This is a genomic window from Albibacterium bauzanense, from assembly GCF_004339765.1.
Classification (GTDB): domain Bacteria; phylum Bacteroidota; class Bacteroidia; order Sphingobacteriales; family Sphingobacteriaceae; genus Albibacterium; species Albibacterium bauzanense.
In genome coordinates this window covers 197,671-214,827 of record NZ_SMGO01000003.1, presented here as the reverse complement: position 1 = coordinate 214,827, position 17,157 = coordinate 197,671, and the positions used below count along the sequence as shown (strand labels likewise).

Sequence of the window (17,157 nt, the reverse complement as noted above, 5' to 3'; positions counted from 1 at the left end):
CTATGTCTTACAAAAAAGATAGTAAAATTAAAAGTAATTTCACTTCGATAACCATTAGTTTATCATCACCAGAGGTGATTTTAGAACGATCAAGTGGTGAAGTTTTGAAGCCCGAAACAATTAATTATCGGACTTATAAACCAGAACGTGATGGCTTATTCTGCGAACGGATCTTCGGTCCGGTTAAAGATTATGAATGCCACTGTGGAAAATATAAACGTATTCGATATAAAGGAATCGTTTGTGACCGTTGTGGGGTAGAGGTTACGGAGAAGAAGGTTCGTCGCGAGCGTATGGGGCATATCAACTTAGTTGTACCTGTTGCTCATATCTGGTATTTCCGTTCTTTACCTAACAAAATAGGTTATCTACTAGGGCTTCCTACTAAGAAGCTAGATATGATAATCTACTACGAACGTTATGTAGTAATTCAAGCTGGTATTAAAGAAGATGATGGAATTAATTACATGGATTTCCTTACGGAAGAAGAGTACCTGGATATTTTAGATACCCTTCCTAAAGAAAATCAGTATTTAGATGATAAAGATCCTCAGAAGTTTGTAGCTAAAATGGGAGCAGAAGCTCTTGAAGAGCTTCTTAAGCGTTTAGATCTTGATCAGCTTTCATATGATCTTCGTCATCAAGCTGCGAATGAAACTTCTCAACAACGTAAAACTGAAGCATTAAAACGTTTACAGGTTGTTGAAGCATTCCGTGGTTCCAGAGATCGTATCGAAAACCGTCCGGAATGGATGATCGTAAAGATTGTTCCTATTATTCCGCCAGAACTTCGTCCATTAGTACCTTTGGATGGAGGACGTTTTGCAACATCTGATTTAAATGATTTATACCGTCGTGTAATTATTCGTAATAATCGTTTGAAGAGACTATTGGAGATTAAAGCTCCAGAAGTTATTCTTCGTAATGAAAAACGGATGTTGCAAGAAGCAGTAGATTCTTTATTTGATAACTCACGTAAGGTTAATGCTGTTAAAACAGAAGGTAATCGTGCTTTAAAATCACTTTCGGATATTCTTAAAGGAAAACAAGGTCGTTTCCGTCAAAACTTATTGGGTAAACGTGTTGATTATTCAGCTCGTTCAGTAATTGTTGTTGGACCGAACCTGAAACTGCATGAATGTGGTTTGCCTAAAGATATGGCAGCTGAACTTTATAAACCGTTTATCATCCGTAAGATGATTGAACGAGGAATTGTAAAAACAGTAAAGTCTGCTAAAAAGATTGTTGATCGCAAGGATCCTGTCGTTTGGGATATTCTTGAAAATGTTCTTAAAGGACATCCTGTGTTGCTGAATAGAGCACCAACACTTCACAGATTAGGTATACAAGCATTTCAGCCAAAGTTAGTTGAAGGTAAAGCGATCCAATTGCACCCTCTAGTTTGTACGTCGTTTAACGCGGATTTTGACGGTGACCAGATGGCTGTGCATTTACCTTTAGGAAATGCTGCAATACTTGAGGCTCAAATATTAATGTTGGCTTCACATAACATTCTGAACCCTGCAAATGGTACTCCTATTACTGTTCCTTCACAGGATATGGTTTTAGGTCTATACTATATTACAAAAGGTAGAAAATCTGATGAGTCCCGTATTGTTAAGGGACAAGGAATGACTTTCTATTCTTCAGAAGAAGTAATGATTGCATATAATGAACGTAGAGTTGATTTACATGCATTTATTAAGGTAAAGGCAAATGTTAAGAATGAAGACGGAGTAATTGAAAATAGAATTATTGAAACTACAGTTGGTCGTGTCTTATTTAATGAAAAAGTTCCTGTTGAATTAGGATATATTAATGAACTTTTAACCAAGAAATCACTTCGTGATATCATTGGTAAAGTTGTTAAGATATCTGGTATGGCACGTGCTGCTGATTTCTTAGATGATATCAAACAACTAGGTTTCCAAATGGCATTCCGAGGTGGACTATCCTTTAACCTTCAAGATTTAAATATTCCTGATGCTAAGGCTGAATTGATAGACTTAGCTACTAATGAAGTTGACGAAGTAATGAATAACTATAATATGGGTTTCATTACGAACAACGAGCGTTATAACCAAATTATTGATATTTGGACACGTATCAACAATCGTCTTACAGCTTCTGTAATGAAAATTTTATCTGAAGATAACCAAGGGTTCAATTCTGTTTACATGATGTTGGATTCAGGTGCTCGTGGTTCTAAGGAACAAATTCGTCAGTTATGCGGAATGCGTGGTTTGATGGCTAAGCCTCAAAAATCAGGTGCTTCAGGTGGAGAAATTATTGAAAACCCTATTCTTTCTAACTTTAAAGAAGGATTATCGGTATTAGAATATTTTATATCTACTCACGGTGCTCGTAAAGGTTTGGCGGATACGGCATTAAAAACTGCTGATGCGGGTTACTTGACTCGTCGTTTACATGACGTTGCGCAAGATATGATCGTTACTGAGGAAGATTGTGGAACTCTAAGAGGAATTTATACTACTGCATTAAAAGATAATGAAGATATAGTTGAACCTTTATACGATCGTATATTAGGAAGAACTGCTCTTCACGATGTTTACGATCCAGCAACAAACGAATTATTGGTTAAAGCAGATCAAGATATCAATGAAGAAGTAGCATATAAAATTGAACGTTCATCTGTTGAAGGTTTAGAAATACGTTCGGTTCTTACTTGTGAAAGCAAGAGAGGTGTATGCGGACTTTGTTACGGAAGAAACCTTGCAAGTGGTAAACCTGTTAAAATGGGAGAAGCTGTAGGTGTTATTGCTGCTCAATCAATTGGAGAGCCGGGAACACAGCTTACTTTACGTACATTCCACGTTGGGGGAACTGCATCTAACATTGCAGCAGAATCTCAGATTGTAGCTAAATTTAATGGACGTATTGAGTTTGAAAACGTTCGTTTTGTAGATCGTGAGAATAGTGCACAAGAAAAACAACACGTTATTTTAGGACGTTCTGGTGAGTTCAGAATTGTAGATACAGATACTAATAAAGTCGTGATGACAAATAATATTCCTTACGGAGCATTCTTGTTCGTTAACGATGGTGATATCTTGAAACGTGGAGACCTTATTTGTTCTTGGGATCCTTACAATGCTGTAATTATATCAGAATTTGCAGGTAAAGTAGAGTTTGACGCTATTATTGAAGGAGTAACTTTCCGTGAAGAGTCAGATGATCAAACTGGTCACCGTGAAAAAGTAATTATTGAAACACGCGATAAAACTAAAAACCCTTCTATTCGGATTTTAGATAAAAATGGCGAGGTGATTCGTAATTATAACATTCCGGTTGGAGCTCATATTTCAATCAGTGATAAAGAAAATGCGAAGGTGGGAGCGATTATCGCTAAGATACCTCGTTCTACAGGTAAAACCCGAGATATTACAGGTGGTTTACCTCGTGTAACTGAGTTATTCGAAGCAAGAAATCCATCAAACCCAGCAGTTGTAACTGAAATTGACGGAGTTGTAACTCTTGGAGGAGTTAAGCGTGCTAATCGTGAAATTTCTATCGAATCGAGAGATGGTCAAATCAAGAAATATCTTGTTCCTCTATCAAAACATATCTTGGTACAAGATAATGACTTTGTGAAAGCTGGAATGCCATTGTCTGATGGTTCAATCTCACCTGCTAATATCCTTAAAATTAAGGGTCCTGCAGCAGTTCAAGAATACCTGGTTAATGGTATTCAAGAGGTTTATCGTCTTCAAGGTGTAAAGATTAATGACAAACACTTCGAAACGATCGTACATCAAATGATGCAGAAAGTTCATATCGAAGATCCAGGAGATTCTATTTTCTTAGAAAAAGATAACGTTAGTAAGTGGGATTTCATTGAGGAAACCAATGATATGTTCGATAAGAAAGTTGTCGTTGATCCGGGAGATTCAAATGAATTAAAAGCTGGGCAAATTGTTTCATCACGTAAATTACGTGAAGAGAATTCAAGCTTGAAACGTCGGGATTTGAAATTAGTTGAAGTGCGTGATGCAATTTCGGCAACTTCAAGCCCTATTTTACAAGGTATAACCCGTGCTTCATTAGGAACTAAATCATTTATATCAGCAGCTTCCTTCCAGGAAACTACGAAAGTATTAAATGAGGCAGCTATTCATGCTAAGCAAGATAACTTGTTAGGACTAAAAGAAAACGTAATTGTTGGGCATTTAATTCCTTCAGGTACTGGTCTTCGTAAGTACGATAGAATGATTGTAGGTTCGAAAGAAGAGTTTGAAAAGCTTCTTGCATCGAAATACGATGAATAATAAATGAAATAATTTAAAAAAGCCTGTTCGGAATTTCTGAACAGGCTTTTTTTTAGCATATTTATTTAAAATTTAATTTATGAATGAACAAGAAAAACCTCAGGAGCTCAATATTGAACTTTCTGAAGAAGTTGCAGAAGGAACCTATTCTAATTTAGCTATTATTACACATTCGAATACTGAATTTGTATTGGATTTTATCAGAGTAATGCCAGGTATTCCAAAAGCAAAAGTGAAATCGAGAATTATCTTGACACCTGAGCATGCGAAACGCCTCATGAAAGCAATGGAAGATAATATTGAGAAATTCGAAAGTGTCCATGGTAAAATTAATACGCGCGATGGACAAGCATTTCCAATGAATTTTGGTGGGCCTACTGCAGAAGCTTAATGCCTTTTACCCTTTAGAACAAAACACAATATCAACTGTTCTTCACTATTGTAAAAAGACTGTTTTTAAATAATAATTGTTTTATTGCTTAATTGAAATTTTTATGAAAAAGCTAATTCTAGCACTATTTCTTTGCTCTCCAGCTTTGCTGTTTGCACAAAGTTTTCAAGTCAATTTACAGGGAGTGAAGCAATCTGCTATGGCAGGTGCTGGCGCAGCTCTGATTCTAGATGAGTCAACAGTCTTTTTTAACCCCGGCGCTATGAGTCTAGTGCATGAAAATTCAGTAAGTGTAGGTATGTATGCAGCAATGTTTAGGCCGTCATTTAAGGCCGATGGAAGTACTGATACAGAACATGTAAAAAATAAAATAGCTACGCCTTTCGCTGCATACGCACTTTGGGGACCCGATCAAGCAAAATGGAAAGTAGGATTAGGGATCTATACTCCATTTGGTGGATTAGTTGAGTGGGATAAATCCTGGTCTGGTAAGTATAGTTTGACCTCTGTGGATTTAAAAGCCATTTATTTTCAGCCAACATTCAGTTACCGAATTACAGAGAATTTTGGAATCGGTCTTGGGCTTATCTATAATTATGGTGAGGTTGATTTACGGCAAGCTATTCCTTTGGTCCTAAGCGATGGAAGTGATGCGAATGCCCAATTAACGGGTACAGGAAAGGGTTATGGATGGAATGCCGGACTCTATTATAAAACACAAAATGGGATATCTATCGCGCTTGTACACCATTCGAAAGTAACAACGAAATTGAAAAACGGAGATGCTATATTTAATGTGCCTGAACCTTATAAACCTGTTTTTCCTGAAGGAAATACTTTCGATTCAGAAATACCCTTACCTTCAACTACAACCTTAGCACTAGGTATTCCTGTTAGCGAACGAACTTCAATAGCAATTGACGGTAGTTTTGTTAATTGGAAAGTGTATAAAGAACTTGTTTTTGACTATTCAATGAATACTCCAGCCTTGCAGGACACCCGTTCTGAAAGAAATTACGGGAATGGAGGTTCAATAAAGTTAGGTGTTCAGCACTATACAACTGATAAGCTAACTTTAAGAGCAGGGACAGCGTATCTTTTTACACCAGTAAAAGACGGATATGTAACTCCAGATGCTCCAGATAGTGATGCTATAGTATTGAGTGCAGGCTTTGGTTACAAAGCGAGTCCTAATTGGGAAATAAATGCTAACATGATGTATGGTAATAATCAATCGAGAACAGGCGATTTAAATTCAGAGACAGGTATACCTGAAACATATAAATCCGGAACCTATAAGATACATGCTTTTTCTCCAGGCCTATCTGTTGCGTATCGGTGGTAAGCTGATTTATTCTAAGCTTTCTGTCTTAACATTAGTTCTAAATAGTCAGAAATAGCTTTCGAATCATTAGGCTCAAACCACTTTGTATTCTCATTCTTTTTAAACCAGGTTAGTTGACGCTTTGCGTACCTTCTGGTGTTTTGTTTTATTCTTTCAATAGCTTCATCCAAGCTATATTTATTATCTAAATAGTCAAATAGTTCAGTATAACCAACTGATAACAAGGGTGTCTTGTCACGATAGGGGTAAAGGTTTTTTACTTCATCAAGGAGGCCCTGTTGTATCATTAAATCTACCCGATGATTGATTCGGTTATATAAATTTTCTCGAGCAGTATTTAAGCCAATGCTTATTATATTGAACTTACGTAATCCGGCTTCCTTTTTTCGCCATACCGAAAATGGTACCTGAGTAGTTTCATAAACCTCCAATGCCCTGATAATACGTTGCGGATTATTAATATCTACTTCGTTATAATAGTTAATATCAACCTTTTTCAATAATTCCTGTAATGGAAGAATTCCATCCTCATGAAGTATTCTGGTTAAGTTTTCACGAATTCCAGGACCCGGTTTTGGTAAATTGTCTAATCCTTTGCATACTGCATTAACAAAAAGGCCAGAACCTCCAACCAATATTAGGGTATCAGTGGTTTTAAATAACTTATCAATGCAGTCTAAAGCATCACGTTCATAATCACCAGCAGAGTAATTATCATGAATGCTGTGTGAATTGATAAAATGATGGGTTACACTTTGTAGTTCATCTCCATCGGGTTTTGCTGTCCCAATATTCATTTCTCGATAAAACTGTCGAGAGTCAGCAGAAACTACATCTGTTCTATATTTTTTGGCTAATTCTATGGCTAAAGCAGTTTTGCCTATGCCGGTAGGGCCGACTATACAAATAAGATTTTTTGATGATAAATTAGTCATTAAAAATCATCATCACCACCAGATGGGTCTGAGAATTCATCAGTCTCTGTCTCTTCATCATCCAATAGGTCAACATCTTCTTCCTCAGTATCATATGCCATGTCATTTAAGAAATCGAATTCATTTTTGACATCATCATCTGATCCTAAATGTGCTTCCTGAATACCGCCTGCATTGAAAATTTTAGGAGCTTTTCCAATACTTTTAAATAAAAATGGATATTGTTTGCCTTCCTCTTCTCCTAGAATTTTGATTAATTGAACATGGAAGTCAAAAGGTCGTTCAAAGTTATATGTATAGTAGAATTTTTGATGAGGATCGTCTATGTGTTGATTTAAACGCGTATTATCCATTAGGAGAACTCCTTTACGCATCTTTATTTCAGATGGCAAATATGCAAATTCTTCACCCTTCTTCCACTGATCATTACTAATAAAGAAAGAGGATGGCTTCTCAGGGTCGAAACCAACTGACTCTAAAATAGCTCGATGTAAATCAAGAAATGAATGCTTGGATAGCACTTCAATTTCACGAATTACTTCATCGTAATCTTCAAATGTAACTCTAAATCTATAAATTGCCATGATCAATGAAATTTTATGCGAAGATGTTTAAAATTAAATGATTTTATAAATTTTTAAAAAAATATTTAGTTCTGCTTGCTTGAGTCCTTTGCCTCTAAACCTAATGATTTAGCTGTTTTAATCATAAACTCGGTTGCGTCCTTTTTGTTGTTTTTAATATCCCCATCTAAGATGGCTTCGCGTATTGCATTTTTTATAATCCCTACTTTTCTTCCCGGCTTAATATCAAAGAACTTCATAATATCCTCACCATCAATTGGAGGTTGCCAATTTCTTATTTGATCACGCTCTTCAACATCTTTGAGCTTTTGTTGAACCTGTTCAAAATTCTCTCGATATTTCCTTCGTTTATATTTGTTTTTTGTAGTTACATCGGCATGGCAAAGAATCATTAAACTATCAATATCATCACCGGCTTCAAAAAGCAATCTTCTTACTGCTGAATCCGTAACTACATCTTGTGCTAAAACAATCGGACGCAAATGAAGTAAGACCAATTTCTGTACAAACTTCATTTTTTCATTTAGAGGAAGCTTTAATTCGGCAAAAAGCTTCGGAACCATTTTAGCTCCACGGTCTTCATGACCATGAAACGTCCATCCTTGTATTTCGTCGAAACGCTTGGTTAAAGGTTTCGCTATATCATGCATAATAGCAGCCCACCTTAACCAAATATCCTCACTTTCTTTTGCAACATTATCCAATACCTCCAGGGTATGATAAAAATTGTCCTTATGACTTTTCCCATTGATAGATTCTACTCCATATAGATTAACCATCGCCGGAAAAATAATTCCAAGAAGTCCTGTGTTAAATAGATGCTCAAACCCAACTGAAGGCTTTTTTGAACCCACAATTTTCTGTAGTTCATCTATTATCCTCTCTTGAGATACAATTTTAATGCGCTCCTTGTTTGTTTGTATAGCATTTAATGCCTCTTCATCAATATCAAATTGAAGTTGAGATGAGAAACGAATGGCTCTCATCATGCGTAAAGGATCATCAGAGAAAGTCTCCGCTGGATTTAAGGGTGTCCTGATAAGTTTGTTTTTAATATCTTCTATGCCATTAAATGGATCCAGGAGTTCCCCATAGTTATCTTTATTTAAACCTAAAGCCATTGCGTTGATGGTAAAATCGCGACGCAATTGATCATCTTTTAAGGTGCCATTTTCTACAATAGGTTTACGTGAGTCTGATCGGTAAGATTCTTTTCTGGCACCAACAAACTCGATATCCATATTTTCATAATGAAGCATAGCTGTTCCAAAACTCTTAAATACAGAAACTTTTAATTTAAGAACCTCAGCAACCTTCTCTGCAAAAGCTATACCGCTACCGATAACTAAAATATCAATATCGTTTTTGGAATCCCGTTTCATAAACAGATCCCGAACAAAACCGCCTATAACGTAAACCTCAACTCCATTGGCATCAGCCAAATTTCCGAGGGTTTTAAAGATAGGATGTTGTAAATGTTCATTCATAGGGAAAGTCTATACCGGGTAAAAAAGCGTATTGGCCACAAAAGTACAAAATAGCTGCCACAAAATAATAAGGAGAACCACTGCTGGCATCTCTCGTAAAATGATTGTTGTTATCTATGATTTTCGAATCAAATCGAATTGTCCGGAAGGTCCAAGTTTAATAATTGTTGAGGCAGAATTCTCTTGTTGATCTTCCTGTTGATAATTGACAACGTAATCTACCCCCTTAATAATTTCTTCATCTATTTCACTGAAATTTTTTGGTGATGGATGGTTTGTTAAATTGGCAGAAGTAGATACAATTGGTTTTCTAAAACGATGTATTAATTCTTCACAAAAGTCGTGCTTTACAATCCGGATCCCAATGGTTCCATCAGGTGGAATTAAATTCGGACTAAGGTTTTTGGCGCCAGAATAAATAATCGTTAAGGGTTTATCCGAATATTCAATTAACTCATATGCTACATCTGGAATCTCACGTACATAGCTACTTAGTTTATTGTCATTATCTAATAATATAATTAAGCTTTTATCCTTAGCACGTCCCTTAAGTTGATTCACTTTTTCAACCGCTTCAGGATTGGTAGCATCGCAGCCAATACCCCATATTGTATCGGTTGGATACAATATGGTTCCACCTTTTCTTAATACGTCAAGAGCTTGTTCTATATCTTTTTTGAATATATGAAAATTGGAGCTCATTTATATCGCAACATTATGTTCTCTCAGGGCATCGTTTAAAGAAGTCTTTTTATCTGTAGACTCTTTGCGTTTACCAATTATTAAAGCACATGGAACCTGATATTCCCCTGCCGGGTATTGTTTTGTATAAGAACCTGGAATTACTACAGAGCGAGCAGGAACAAAAGATTTGTATTCTACAGGTTGATCTCCAGTTACATCAATAATTTTAGTAGAAGCTGTTAAAACAACATTTGCACCTAATACAGCCTCTGCTTCAACATGAACGCCTTCTACCACAATACAACGAGAACCAACAAAGCAATTATCTTCAATAATTACGGGCGCTGCCTGAATAGGCTCTAAAACGCCTCCTATACCAACACCTCCACTTAAATGAACATTCTTACCAATCTGTGCACACGATCCTACAGTAGCCCAGGTATCAACCATGGTACCTTCGTCAACATAAGCACCAATATTTACATAAGAGGGCATTAAGATCACACCTCTTCCTAAAAATGCACCATAGCGTGCAAGACCATGAGGAACTACCCGAACGCCCAATTCTTTATAATTGGTTTTTAGCTTCATTTTGTCATGGAATACAAAAGGACCTACTTCTATAACTTTCATTTTCCGGATAGGGAAATATAAGATCACAGCTTTCTTGATCCACTCATTTACATGCCAACGGTTACCAATAGGGTCGGCAACGCGTAATTCTCCTCTGTCTAATTTTAAGATAATAGTTTCTATCGCCTCTTGATATTCTTTATATTCTAATAATTGGCGATCTTCCCACGCATCTTCGATTAATTTTTTAAGTTCTGTGGCCATTTTAATGTTTATGGGACTAAATATTGGAACGAAAATAGATATTTTCCAATAAAAAGAATTAATAAAAGACAAAAATAAGTAAAACGGTTAAGACTATCTATTTGAATGCTATTTTTTGAAGATATTTCTTAAATTAGCGTTACTTACATTATAAAAAAATCACATATGAAAATTTTAAAAGTATCCACCGTTCTTCTCTTTGTTCTATGTCTTTCATTTGTGGCAAAAGCCCAAAGTCAGGTCGATGAAATCGTGAAAGATTGGGAAAGAGCAAAGGCTTATACAAAGGAATACCTGGATGCAATGCCAGAATCAGGCTATGGTTTAAAACCTACAGCTGAAATGCGTTCATTTGCAGAACAAATGCTGCATTTAACAGATGCGAACTACAGTTTTGCTTCTGCAGCAACCGGTGAAAAAGTTCCTGCTGATAAGGTAGGCTTAGAAAAAACGGTCGATAAATCAAAAGAAAACGTTACAAAGTTGGTTTTAGAAGGATATGATTTTATCATTAATAGTGTAAAGAAAATGACGCCTGAAAAACTAAATGAAAATACAAAACTGTTTGATCGTTTTGAGATGACAAAAGGCACGGCATTGGCTAAGTGTTTTGAACATCAAACTCACCATCGCGGACAAACAACCGTATATCTTAGATTAGCTGGAGCAACACCACCACAAGAAAAACTGTTTTAAAAGCATTAATCTATTGCCCCATTAAAGAAATTTATATTTTTGTGTATGGCGCAAGAATTGGAGAAACTACGTATTGATAAGTATTTATGGTCAATACGCTTATTTAAAACCCGCAGTTTGGCAACCGATGCCTGCAATGCAGGTAAGGTAAAACTAAACGGACAAAATATTAAGCCAGCCTATGCAGTAAAGGTTGGAGACACTTTTCAAGTTCAAAAAGGTATTGAAAGAAAGATTATAAAAGTGACTGGTTTGTTGAAGCAGCGAGTAGATGCAAAGACAGCTGTTCAGTTTTATCAGGATCTGACACCTGAAGAAGAAACTCAAGCTTATAAATCGGCTTTTAACATGCCTATATTAAAACGAGATCGAGGTGCCGGAAGGCCTACAAAAAGAGATAGAAGAGAGATTGATAATTTAAGAGACGAATGGCAAGAAGAGTAGCTTATTAATGAGCTACTCTTCTTTTTAAAGATATTCTTATTTTTTCTCTTTCTTGTATTCAGCATTTAAGCCATCTACAACTTCTTTAGTAACTTCTAAGCTTTTATCAGCATACAATACTGTTGGATTTGCAGTAGAGTAGGTAAGTACTAATTTATATCCTTTTTCAGCAGAGAACTTCTTAAGGTATTCGGAAATCTTATTGTAAAGTTTCTCGTTTTCTTCAGCTTCTTGCTGACCTAAAGAAGTACTTGCATTTTGATTAAGGCGACCAAGTTCCTCTTGTTTTCTAGCTAGTCTTTCTTCTGTAGCAGCACGTTGTTCTGCACTCATGTTTCCTGCTGCTCCTTGATATTCAGCAACTTCACGTTGAAAAGCAGTACCTTTTGCAGTTAAGTCAGCTTGAGCAGCTTTCGTTTTGCTCTCAAAGCTTGCAGTTACATCTTTAAAGTATTCGTAGTTGTGCAAAAGAGAATCAGAGTTTACATAAACGATTTCTTTAATTGCACTATTATTAGCTGATAAACTATCGTTTGAAGAGGCATTAGTAGCCGTACCTTTGCTATTACAAGATATAAGGGCTGTAGAAAATACGATTGCTAAGCCTGCGTTGAAGAGTGTGTTTTTCATTTCAATTTGATTACTATGATTGCAAAGATAAAATTTCCATGTTATTTCCCAACTATTTAAATCAATAGTCATGTAGATTATTATAAATAGGCTTAAATCGACTAATATAATGTGTTTTTAAGCCCTTTCAAATTGAGATTTAGCTTATTTTTTCGTATTTTTGTGAATTGTAAAATCAATTTATGAGCGAAGAAAATAAGAGTAATTATTCAGCCGATAATATACAAGTTCTTGAAGGTTTAGAGGCTGTTCGTAAACGCCCATCCATGTACATTGGTGATACGGGTGTAAAGGGATTACATCATTTGGTATACGAAGTCGTTGATAACTCTATTGATGAGGCAATGGCAGGCTATTGCGACACCATATCCGTTGTTATTCGTAAAGATAATTCAATCTCAGTTGAAGATAACGGTAGAGGGATCCCAACAGGTATTAATAAGAAAGAAAATAAATCAGCGCTTGAGATGGTTATGACCATGCTTCATGCCGGAGGTAAATTCGATAAGGATACTTATAAGGTATCAGGCGGATTACACGGTGTGGGGGTTTCTTGTGTGAATGCTCTTTCTACATTGCTTATTGCGGAAGTTCACCGTGAAGGCAAGATCTTTAAACAAGAGTACGAATGTGGTAAACCCTTGTATCCTGTTAAAGTTGTTGGTGAGTCAGAACGTACCGGTACAATAGTTACCTTTTATCCAGATAAAACGATCTTTACTTTAACAACCGTTTATAATTACGATACGCTTGCAGGAAGACTACGCGAATTAGCGTATTTAAATAAAGGTATTAAGCTATCCCTTACAGATGAGCGAGACGAACAAGAGGACGGTTCTTTTAGAAAGGAAGAGTTTTATTCTCAGGGCGGACTAAGTGAATTTGTTAAATACCTGGATGGTAACAGACATTCTTTAATTCCACAACCAATTCATATTGATGGTGTTAAGCAAGGAGTTCCTGTCGAACTTGCTTTGCAATACAACGATACCTATGCAGAGAATGTACACTCGTACGTTAATAATATTAATACCATTGAAGGAGGTACACACGTAGCTGGTTTTAGAAGAGGGTTAACCCGTACACTAAAATCCTATGCCGAGAAATCGGGCTTACTTAAGAACCTTAAAATAGAGATCTCCGGTGATGACTTTAGAGAAGGTCTTACTGCTGTTATCTCTGTAAAAGTGCAAGAACCACAGTTCGAAGGGCAAACAAAAACCAAGCTTGGAAACAACGAGGTAATGGGTGCTGTTGATGTAGCTGTAGGAGAAATATTAGGTAATTACCTGGAAGAAAACCCACGCGAAGCTAAGATTATTGTTAATAAAGTAATTTTAGCTGCCACTGCACGTGCCGCAGCCCGCAAAGCACGTGATATGGTTCAACGCAAAAGCGTAATGAGCGGAAGCGGACTTCCTGGTAAATTAGCAGATTGTGCAAACAATGATCCTGCAAAATGTGAAATCTACCTGGTAGAGGGAGATTCTGCAGGTGGAACTGCTAAACAAGGAAGAAATCGTGAATTCCAGGCTATTTTGCCTTTAAGAGGTAAAATATTAAATGTGGAGAAAGCGATGGAACATAAGATCTACGAAAGTGAGGAGATCAAGAATATGTTTACAGCTTTGGGAGTAAGTATCGGTACAGAAGATGATGCTAAAGCACTTAATCTAACGAAATTACGCTATCATAGAATCATCATTATGACGGATGCCGACGTCGATGGAGCTCACATTAACACGTTGATCTTGACTTTCTATTTCCGTTATATGAGAGAACTTATTGATAACGGATATCTATACATCGCCAATCCTCCATTATACATGGTGAAGAAAGGAAAGGAATTTGAATATGCATGGACAGAGGGTCAGCGCGATGCAGCGGTTCAACGCCTAAAAGGATCTGGTAAGGAAGACAGTGTTGGTATTCAACGATATAAAGGTCTTGGAGAGATGAATGCAGAGCAACTTTGGTCTACAACAATGAATCCTGAAACCAGAACATTGCGTCAGGTAACCATTGAAAATGCTGCAGAGAGCGATCGTATATTTTCTATGCTTATGGGAGATGAGGTAGCGCCAAGAAGAGAGTTTATTGAACGGAATGCACGATATGCTAAAATAGACACCTAGATTTAACCGCTTTAGACTATTTTTGTATCCCATTTAGATAGAATGAATTTTGTAGAAGAATTACGCTGGCGCGGCATGTTGCAAGATATTATGCCGGGTACAGAAGAGCAATTAAATAAAGAATTAACTGCCGGATATATAGGTTTTGATCCTACTGGAGACTCCTTACATGTAGGCCATTTAACACAAATCATGACGTTAATCCACTTCCAGCGTGCAGGGCATAAGCCTGTAGCTTTGGTAGGTGGTGCAACAGGAATGGTTGGCGATCCTTCGGGAAAATCGGCAGAAAGAAATCTCTTAGACGAGGAAACATTACGATATAATGTAACCTGTCTTCAAAATCAATTGAAAAAATTCCTTGAGTTTGGTGTCGAAAGAAACCAGGCAGAGATGGTCAATAACTACGATTGGTTTAAGAATTACGGCTTTCTTGATTTCATACGTGATGTAGGTAAACACCTTACAGTGAACTACATGATGGCTAAAGATTCTGTGAAGAAACGTTTAGAGAGCGAGAATGGTATTTCATTTACGGAGTTTAGCTACCAGCTAATTCAGGGTTATGATTACTACCATCTTTGGAAAAACAATAACTGTCTCGTTCAAATGGGCGGTTCAGATCAATGGGGTAACATAGTTACCGGTACTGAATTAATCCGCAGAAAAGATGCCGGTACAGCATACGGTTTAACAACCAAGCTGATTAAGAAAACAGATGGAACCAAGTTTGGGAAAACCGAAGGTGGTGCTGTTTGGTTAGATGCTGCAAAAACTTCTCCTTTCAAGTACTTCCAGTTTTGGTTAAATGCAAGTGATGAAGATGCAAAAAACTGGATCAAGATCTTTACTTTAAAGCCGCAAGAAGAGATTGAAGCTATCATCGCAGAACATGATCTGGCTCCTCATCAAAGACTCGTTCAAAGAAAATTGGCAGAAGATATTACGATTCGTACGCATAGTCAGGACGCTTACGATACCGCTATAAAAACAACTGATTTCTTATTTGGTAATGGTTCTCTTGAGTTCTTAGCTCAATTGAATGATACCGACCTCCTGGAAGTTTTTGAAGGCGTGCCTCAATTTGTGATTGCTAAGGATGAACTAAGCTCTGGAATTAATATAGTAGATCTGCTTTCTACGAATGCTTCTGTTTTCCCTTCTAAAGGAGAAGCTCGGAAGATGATTCAAGGTGGAGGAGTTTCTATTAATAAACAAAAGATCGATGAGCCTACACAGCTTATTAATACAGATAACCTGATTAATGGAAAGTATCTGGTTGCTCAGCGTGGTAAAAAGAATTACTTCCTGTTAATTGCTGAATAATATTTAAAAGAGTGATGTTATTGGATCATCAAGTTGCATCCACGAACATCACTCTGATCAAAGCGGCCTAATACTTCAAACTGTCCATTGGTATGCACTTTGCCTAAGTCTTGGGTAGATATAAAAGAGCATGAATTGATATTCGCCAGATCTATAATATTGATACCTCCCGATATTCCTGTATCCAAATAGCTAAAGGGGTCGTTAATATCTCTTATCAATATTTTCATCCAGGGCGGACAAGTAAATAAACCATTGCCTTTTGAGTAAGCTTGAGATAATAATTCGGTCATTCCATATTCAGCATGAATAGAAGGAACTCCGAATCCTGCACATAGAATCTCATGTAGTTCCTGCCGAATTATTTCTTTCCTTTTTCCTTTCATTCCCCCTGTTTCCATAACAATCAATTCTGGAAACTGAAGCTGATATTGCTCTATAAAATCCAAAAGAGCATAAGTTACTCCAAAAAGAATAGTAGGTGTTTTTTTAGCTTTTAGGGCTATCAGATTTTCATACAGCTCATCATGGTTATATAAAAAATAACCGCTCTCCGGGCAAGTGCTGCTTTTAATTAAATCATCAACCATGTAAATTAAAGAAGAGCCTGTTCGTTCCAAATAGGAAGGGAGCAAGGCCAAAATCGCTACATCTTTGGTATCCCCATAGAAAAGTTCAAAACACTTTCTGAAACTCTCTTCATAGATCGATACATCACTTACATAATGCTTGCTTGTTTGAGAACCCGTTGTGCCTGAACTGGAAAATACTTGTTCAGCCGGGCCATCTGTTGATACTACTTGATGGGTTTTAAAGAATTCAATGGGTAAAAAAGGAATATCGGATATATCTGTAATCTGATCAGGCTTAACATTTAAAAAGTGAAGGTAGTGGTTATAAACCTGGCATTCCTTTGCTTGTAACTTGAAAATCTCCAACGCAATATCATTGAATGCTGATTCAGTTTGTATAGAAAAGAATTTCTGTGTATTCATAATTAATACCACAAAGGTATCAATTATTGCTGAAAATCTTTCTTAACAGGAAGCCCGATGTGCCTGCAAAGCCAGCAGTTATTGCTCCGGGCAGGCTGCTAATTAAAGCTACCAATATCCAATTATAAGAGGCAAGTTTTAATCCCAACATTTCTCCCACACGATTAGATAGGATATGATCGTTCTGGAAACTCAAAAACATACTCATCATTAACCAAAGGATAAAAATAGCCATAAAGGAACTTAAAAAAGCCGATGCAGCGGAGTTAGCCTTTAGTCCGCAACAAATTATCGCTATCGGTATAATGATCCACCAAGGGAAGATCAGCTGACTGATAAAGGCTATTACAATTATGAGTAAAAAGAGAAACATGTTTAATCC

General features: G+C 36.7%; 15 protein-coding genes. 7 read left to right on the top strand and 8 right to left on the bottom strand.

Features of this window, described 5'->3' with window-relative positions:
- Positions 1–2 precede the first annotated feature (2 nt).
- From rpoC to C8N28_RS12235, 3 genes are all read left to right on the top strand, one after another.
- Positions 3–4,286, top strand: coding sequence for a DNA-directed RNA polymerase subunit beta' (rpoC, locus tag C8N28_RS12245; RefSeq protein ID WP_132225330.1), 4,284 nt, complete (start codon positions 3–5; stop codon positions 4,284–4,286).
- A gap of 79 nt (positions 4,287–4,365) precedes the next feature.
- Positions 4,366–4,677: a DUF3467 domain-containing protein gene (locus C8N28_RS12240; RefSeq protein ID WP_132225328.1), complete on the top strand. Its 312-nt coding sequence runs from the start codon at positions 4,366–4,368 to the stop codon at positions 4,675–4,677.
- A 103-nt stretch (positions 4,678–4,780) separates the two neighbouring features.
- The gene (locus C8N28_RS12235) at positions 4,781–6,022 is read left to right on the top strand and encodes an OmpP1/FadL family transporter (RefSeq protein WP_132225326.1); all 1,242 of its coding nucleotides are present in this window, start codon (positions 4,781–4,783) and stop codon (positions 6,020–6,022) included.
- A gap of 11 nt (positions 6,023–6,033) precedes the next feature.
- On the opposite strand, the gene miaA is transcribed toward C8N28_RS12235, so the two are convergent.
- From miaA to C8N28_RS12210, 5 genes are all read right to left on the bottom strand, one after another.
- A complete protein-coding gene (gene miaA, locus C8N28_RS12230; RefSeq protein ID WP_132225324.1) occupies positions 6,034–6,957 on the bottom strand; it encodes a tRNA (adenosine(37)-N6)-dimethylallyltransferase MiaA in 924 nt (307 codons plus the stop codon).
- Positions 6,957–7,541, bottom strand: a complete 585-nt coding sequence (locus C8N28_RS12225) for an IS1096 element passenger TnpR family protein (RefSeq protein ID WP_132225322.1) — start codon at positions 7,539–7,541, stop codon at positions 6,957–6,959. Before C8N28_RS12225 ends, miaA begins: the two co-directional genes overlap by 1 nt.
- A gap of 65 nt (positions 7,542–7,606) precedes the next feature.
- A complete protein-coding gene (locus C8N28_RS12220; protein WP_132225321.1) occupies positions 7,607–9,028 on the bottom strand; it encodes a CCA tRNA nucleotidyltransferase in 1,422 nt (473 codons plus the stop codon).
- Positions 9,029–9,142: 114 nt separating this feature from the next.
- Positions 9,143–9,730, bottom strand: a complete 588-nt coding sequence (locus C8N28_RS12215) for an L-threonylcarbamoyladenylate synthase (RefSeq protein WP_132225319.1) — start codon at positions 9,728–9,730, stop codon at positions 9,143–9,145.
- Positions 9,731–10,549, bottom strand: coding sequence for a 2,3,4,5-tetrahydropyridine-2,6-dicarboxylate N-succinyltransferase (locus C8N28_RS12210; protein ID WP_132225317.1), 819 nt, complete (start codon positions 10,547–10,549; stop codon positions 9,731–9,733).
- A 165-nt stretch (positions 10,550–10,714) separates the two neighbouring features.
- Between C8N28_RS12210 and C8N28_RS12205 the strand changes: the two genes are divergently transcribed.
- Both C8N28_RS12205 and C8N28_RS12200 read left to right on the top strand, forming a co-directional pair.
- Positions 10,715–11,245: a DinB family protein gene (locus tag C8N28_RS12205; protein WP_132225315.1), complete on the top strand. Its 531-nt coding sequence runs from the start codon at positions 10,715–10,717 to the stop codon at positions 11,243–11,245.
- 45 nt (positions 11,246–11,290) lie between these two features.
- On the top strand, positions 11,291–11,689 hold the full coding sequence (locus tag C8N28_RS12200) for an RNA-binding S4 domain-containing protein (RefSeq protein ID WP_132225313.1): 399 nt from the start codon (positions 11,291–11,293) through the stop codon (positions 11,687–11,689).
- 36 nt (positions 11,690–11,725) lie between these two features.
- Here C8N28_RS12200 and C8N28_RS12195 read toward each other — a convergent pair whose 3' ends face one another.
- On the bottom strand, positions 11,726–12,391 hold the full coding sequence (locus tag C8N28_RS12195) for an OmpH family outer membrane protein (protein ID WP_246012818.1): 666 nt from the start codon (positions 12,389–12,391) through the stop codon (positions 11,726–11,728).
- Between the two features lie 110 nt (positions 12,392–12,501).
- On the opposite strand from C8N28_RS12195, the gene gyrB reads away from it, so the two are divergent.
- On the top strand, positions 12,502–14,454 hold the full coding sequence (gyrB, locus tag C8N28_RS12190; RefSeq protein ID WP_132225309.1) for a DNA topoisomerase (ATP-hydrolyzing) subunit B: 1,953 nt from the start codon (positions 12,502–12,504) through the stop codon (positions 14,452–14,454).
- A 42-nt stretch (positions 14,455–14,496) separates the two neighbouring features.
- Entirely contained in the window at positions 14,497–15,780 is a 1,284-nt protein-coding gene (tyrS, locus tag C8N28_RS12185) for a tyrosine--tRNA ligase (RefSeq protein ID WP_132225307.1), read from the top strand.
- Between the two features lie 17 nt (positions 15,781–15,797).
- Here the strand turns inward: tyrS and C8N28_RS12180 are convergent, their stop codons facing one another.
- Together C8N28_RS12180 and C8N28_RS12175 are read right to left on the bottom strand one after the other, a co-directional pair.
- On the bottom strand, positions 15,798–16,775 hold the full coding sequence (locus C8N28_RS12180; protein WP_132225305.1) for a LuxE/PaaK family acyltransferase: 978 nt from the start codon (positions 16,773–16,775) through the stop codon (positions 15,798–15,800).
- A gap of 19 nt (positions 16,776–16,794) precedes the next feature.
- Positions 16,795–17,148, bottom strand: coding sequence for a hypothetical protein (locus tag C8N28_RS12175; RefSeq protein WP_132225303.1), 354 nt, complete (start codon positions 17,146–17,148; stop codon positions 16,795–16,797).
- Positions 17,149–17,157 lie beyond the last annotated feature (9 nt).

What these genes read in the sequence shown, in the direction of transcription:
- rpoC (WP_132225330.1), top strand. Translation starts at nt 3, where the DNA reads ATGTCTTACAAAAAAGATAGTAAAATTAAAAGTAATTTCACTTCGATA.
- C8N28_RS12240 (WP_132225328.1), top strand. Translation starts at nt 4,366, where the DNA reads ATGAATGAACAAGAAAAACCTCAGGAGCTCAATATTGAACTTTCTGAA.
- C8N28_RS12235 (WP_132225326.1), top strand. Translation starts at nt 4,781, where the DNA reads ATGAAAAAGCTAATTCTAGCACTATTTCTTTGCTCTCCAGCTTTGCTG.
- miaA (WP_132225324.1), bottom strand. Translation starts at nt 6,957, where the DNA reads ATGACTAATTTATCATCAAAAAATCTTATTTGTATAGTCGGCCCTACC.
- C8N28_RS12225 (WP_132225322.1), bottom strand. Translation starts at nt 7,541, where the DNA reads ATGGCAATTTATAGATTTAGAGTTACATTTGAAGATTACGATGAAGTA.
- C8N28_RS12220 (WP_132225321.1), bottom strand. Translation starts at nt 9,028, where the DNA reads ATGAATGAACATTTACAACATCCTATCTTTAAAACCCTCGGAAATTTG.
- C8N28_RS12215 (WP_132225319.1), bottom strand. Translation starts at nt 9,730, where the DNA reads ATGAGCTCCAATTTTCATATATTCAAAAAAGATATAGAACAAGCTCTT.
- C8N28_RS12210 (WP_132225317.1), bottom strand. Translation starts at nt 10,549, where the DNA reads ATGGCCACAGAACTTAAAAAATTAATCGAAGATGCGTGGGAAGATCGC.
- C8N28_RS12205 (WP_132225315.1), top strand. Translation starts at nt 10,715, where the DNA reads ATGAAAATTTTAAAAGTATCCACCGTTCTTCTCTTTGTTCTATGTCTT.
- C8N28_RS12200 (WP_132225313.1), top strand. Translation starts at nt 11,291, where the DNA reads ATGGCGCAAGAATTGGAGAAACTACGTATTGATAAGTATTTATGGTCA.
- C8N28_RS12195 (WP_246012818.1), bottom strand. Translation starts at nt 12,391, where the DNA reads ATGACTATTGATTTAAATAGTTGGGAAATAACATGGAAATTTTATCTT.
- gyrB (WP_132225309.1), top strand. Translation starts at nt 12,502, where the DNA reads ATGAGCGAAGAAAATAAGAGTAATTATTCAGCCGATAATATACAAGTT.
- tyrS (WP_132225307.1), top strand. Translation starts at nt 14,497, where the DNA reads ATGAATTTTGTAGAAGAATTACGCTGGCGCGGCATGTTGCAAGATATT.
- C8N28_RS12180 (WP_132225305.1), bottom strand. Translation starts at nt 16,775, where the DNA reads ATGAATACACAGAAATTCTTTTCTATACAAACTGAATCAGCATTCAAT.
- C8N28_RS12175 (WP_132225303.1), bottom strand. Translation starts at nt 17,148, where the DNA reads ATGTTTCTCTTTTTACTCATAATTGTAATAGCCTTTATCAGTCAGCTG.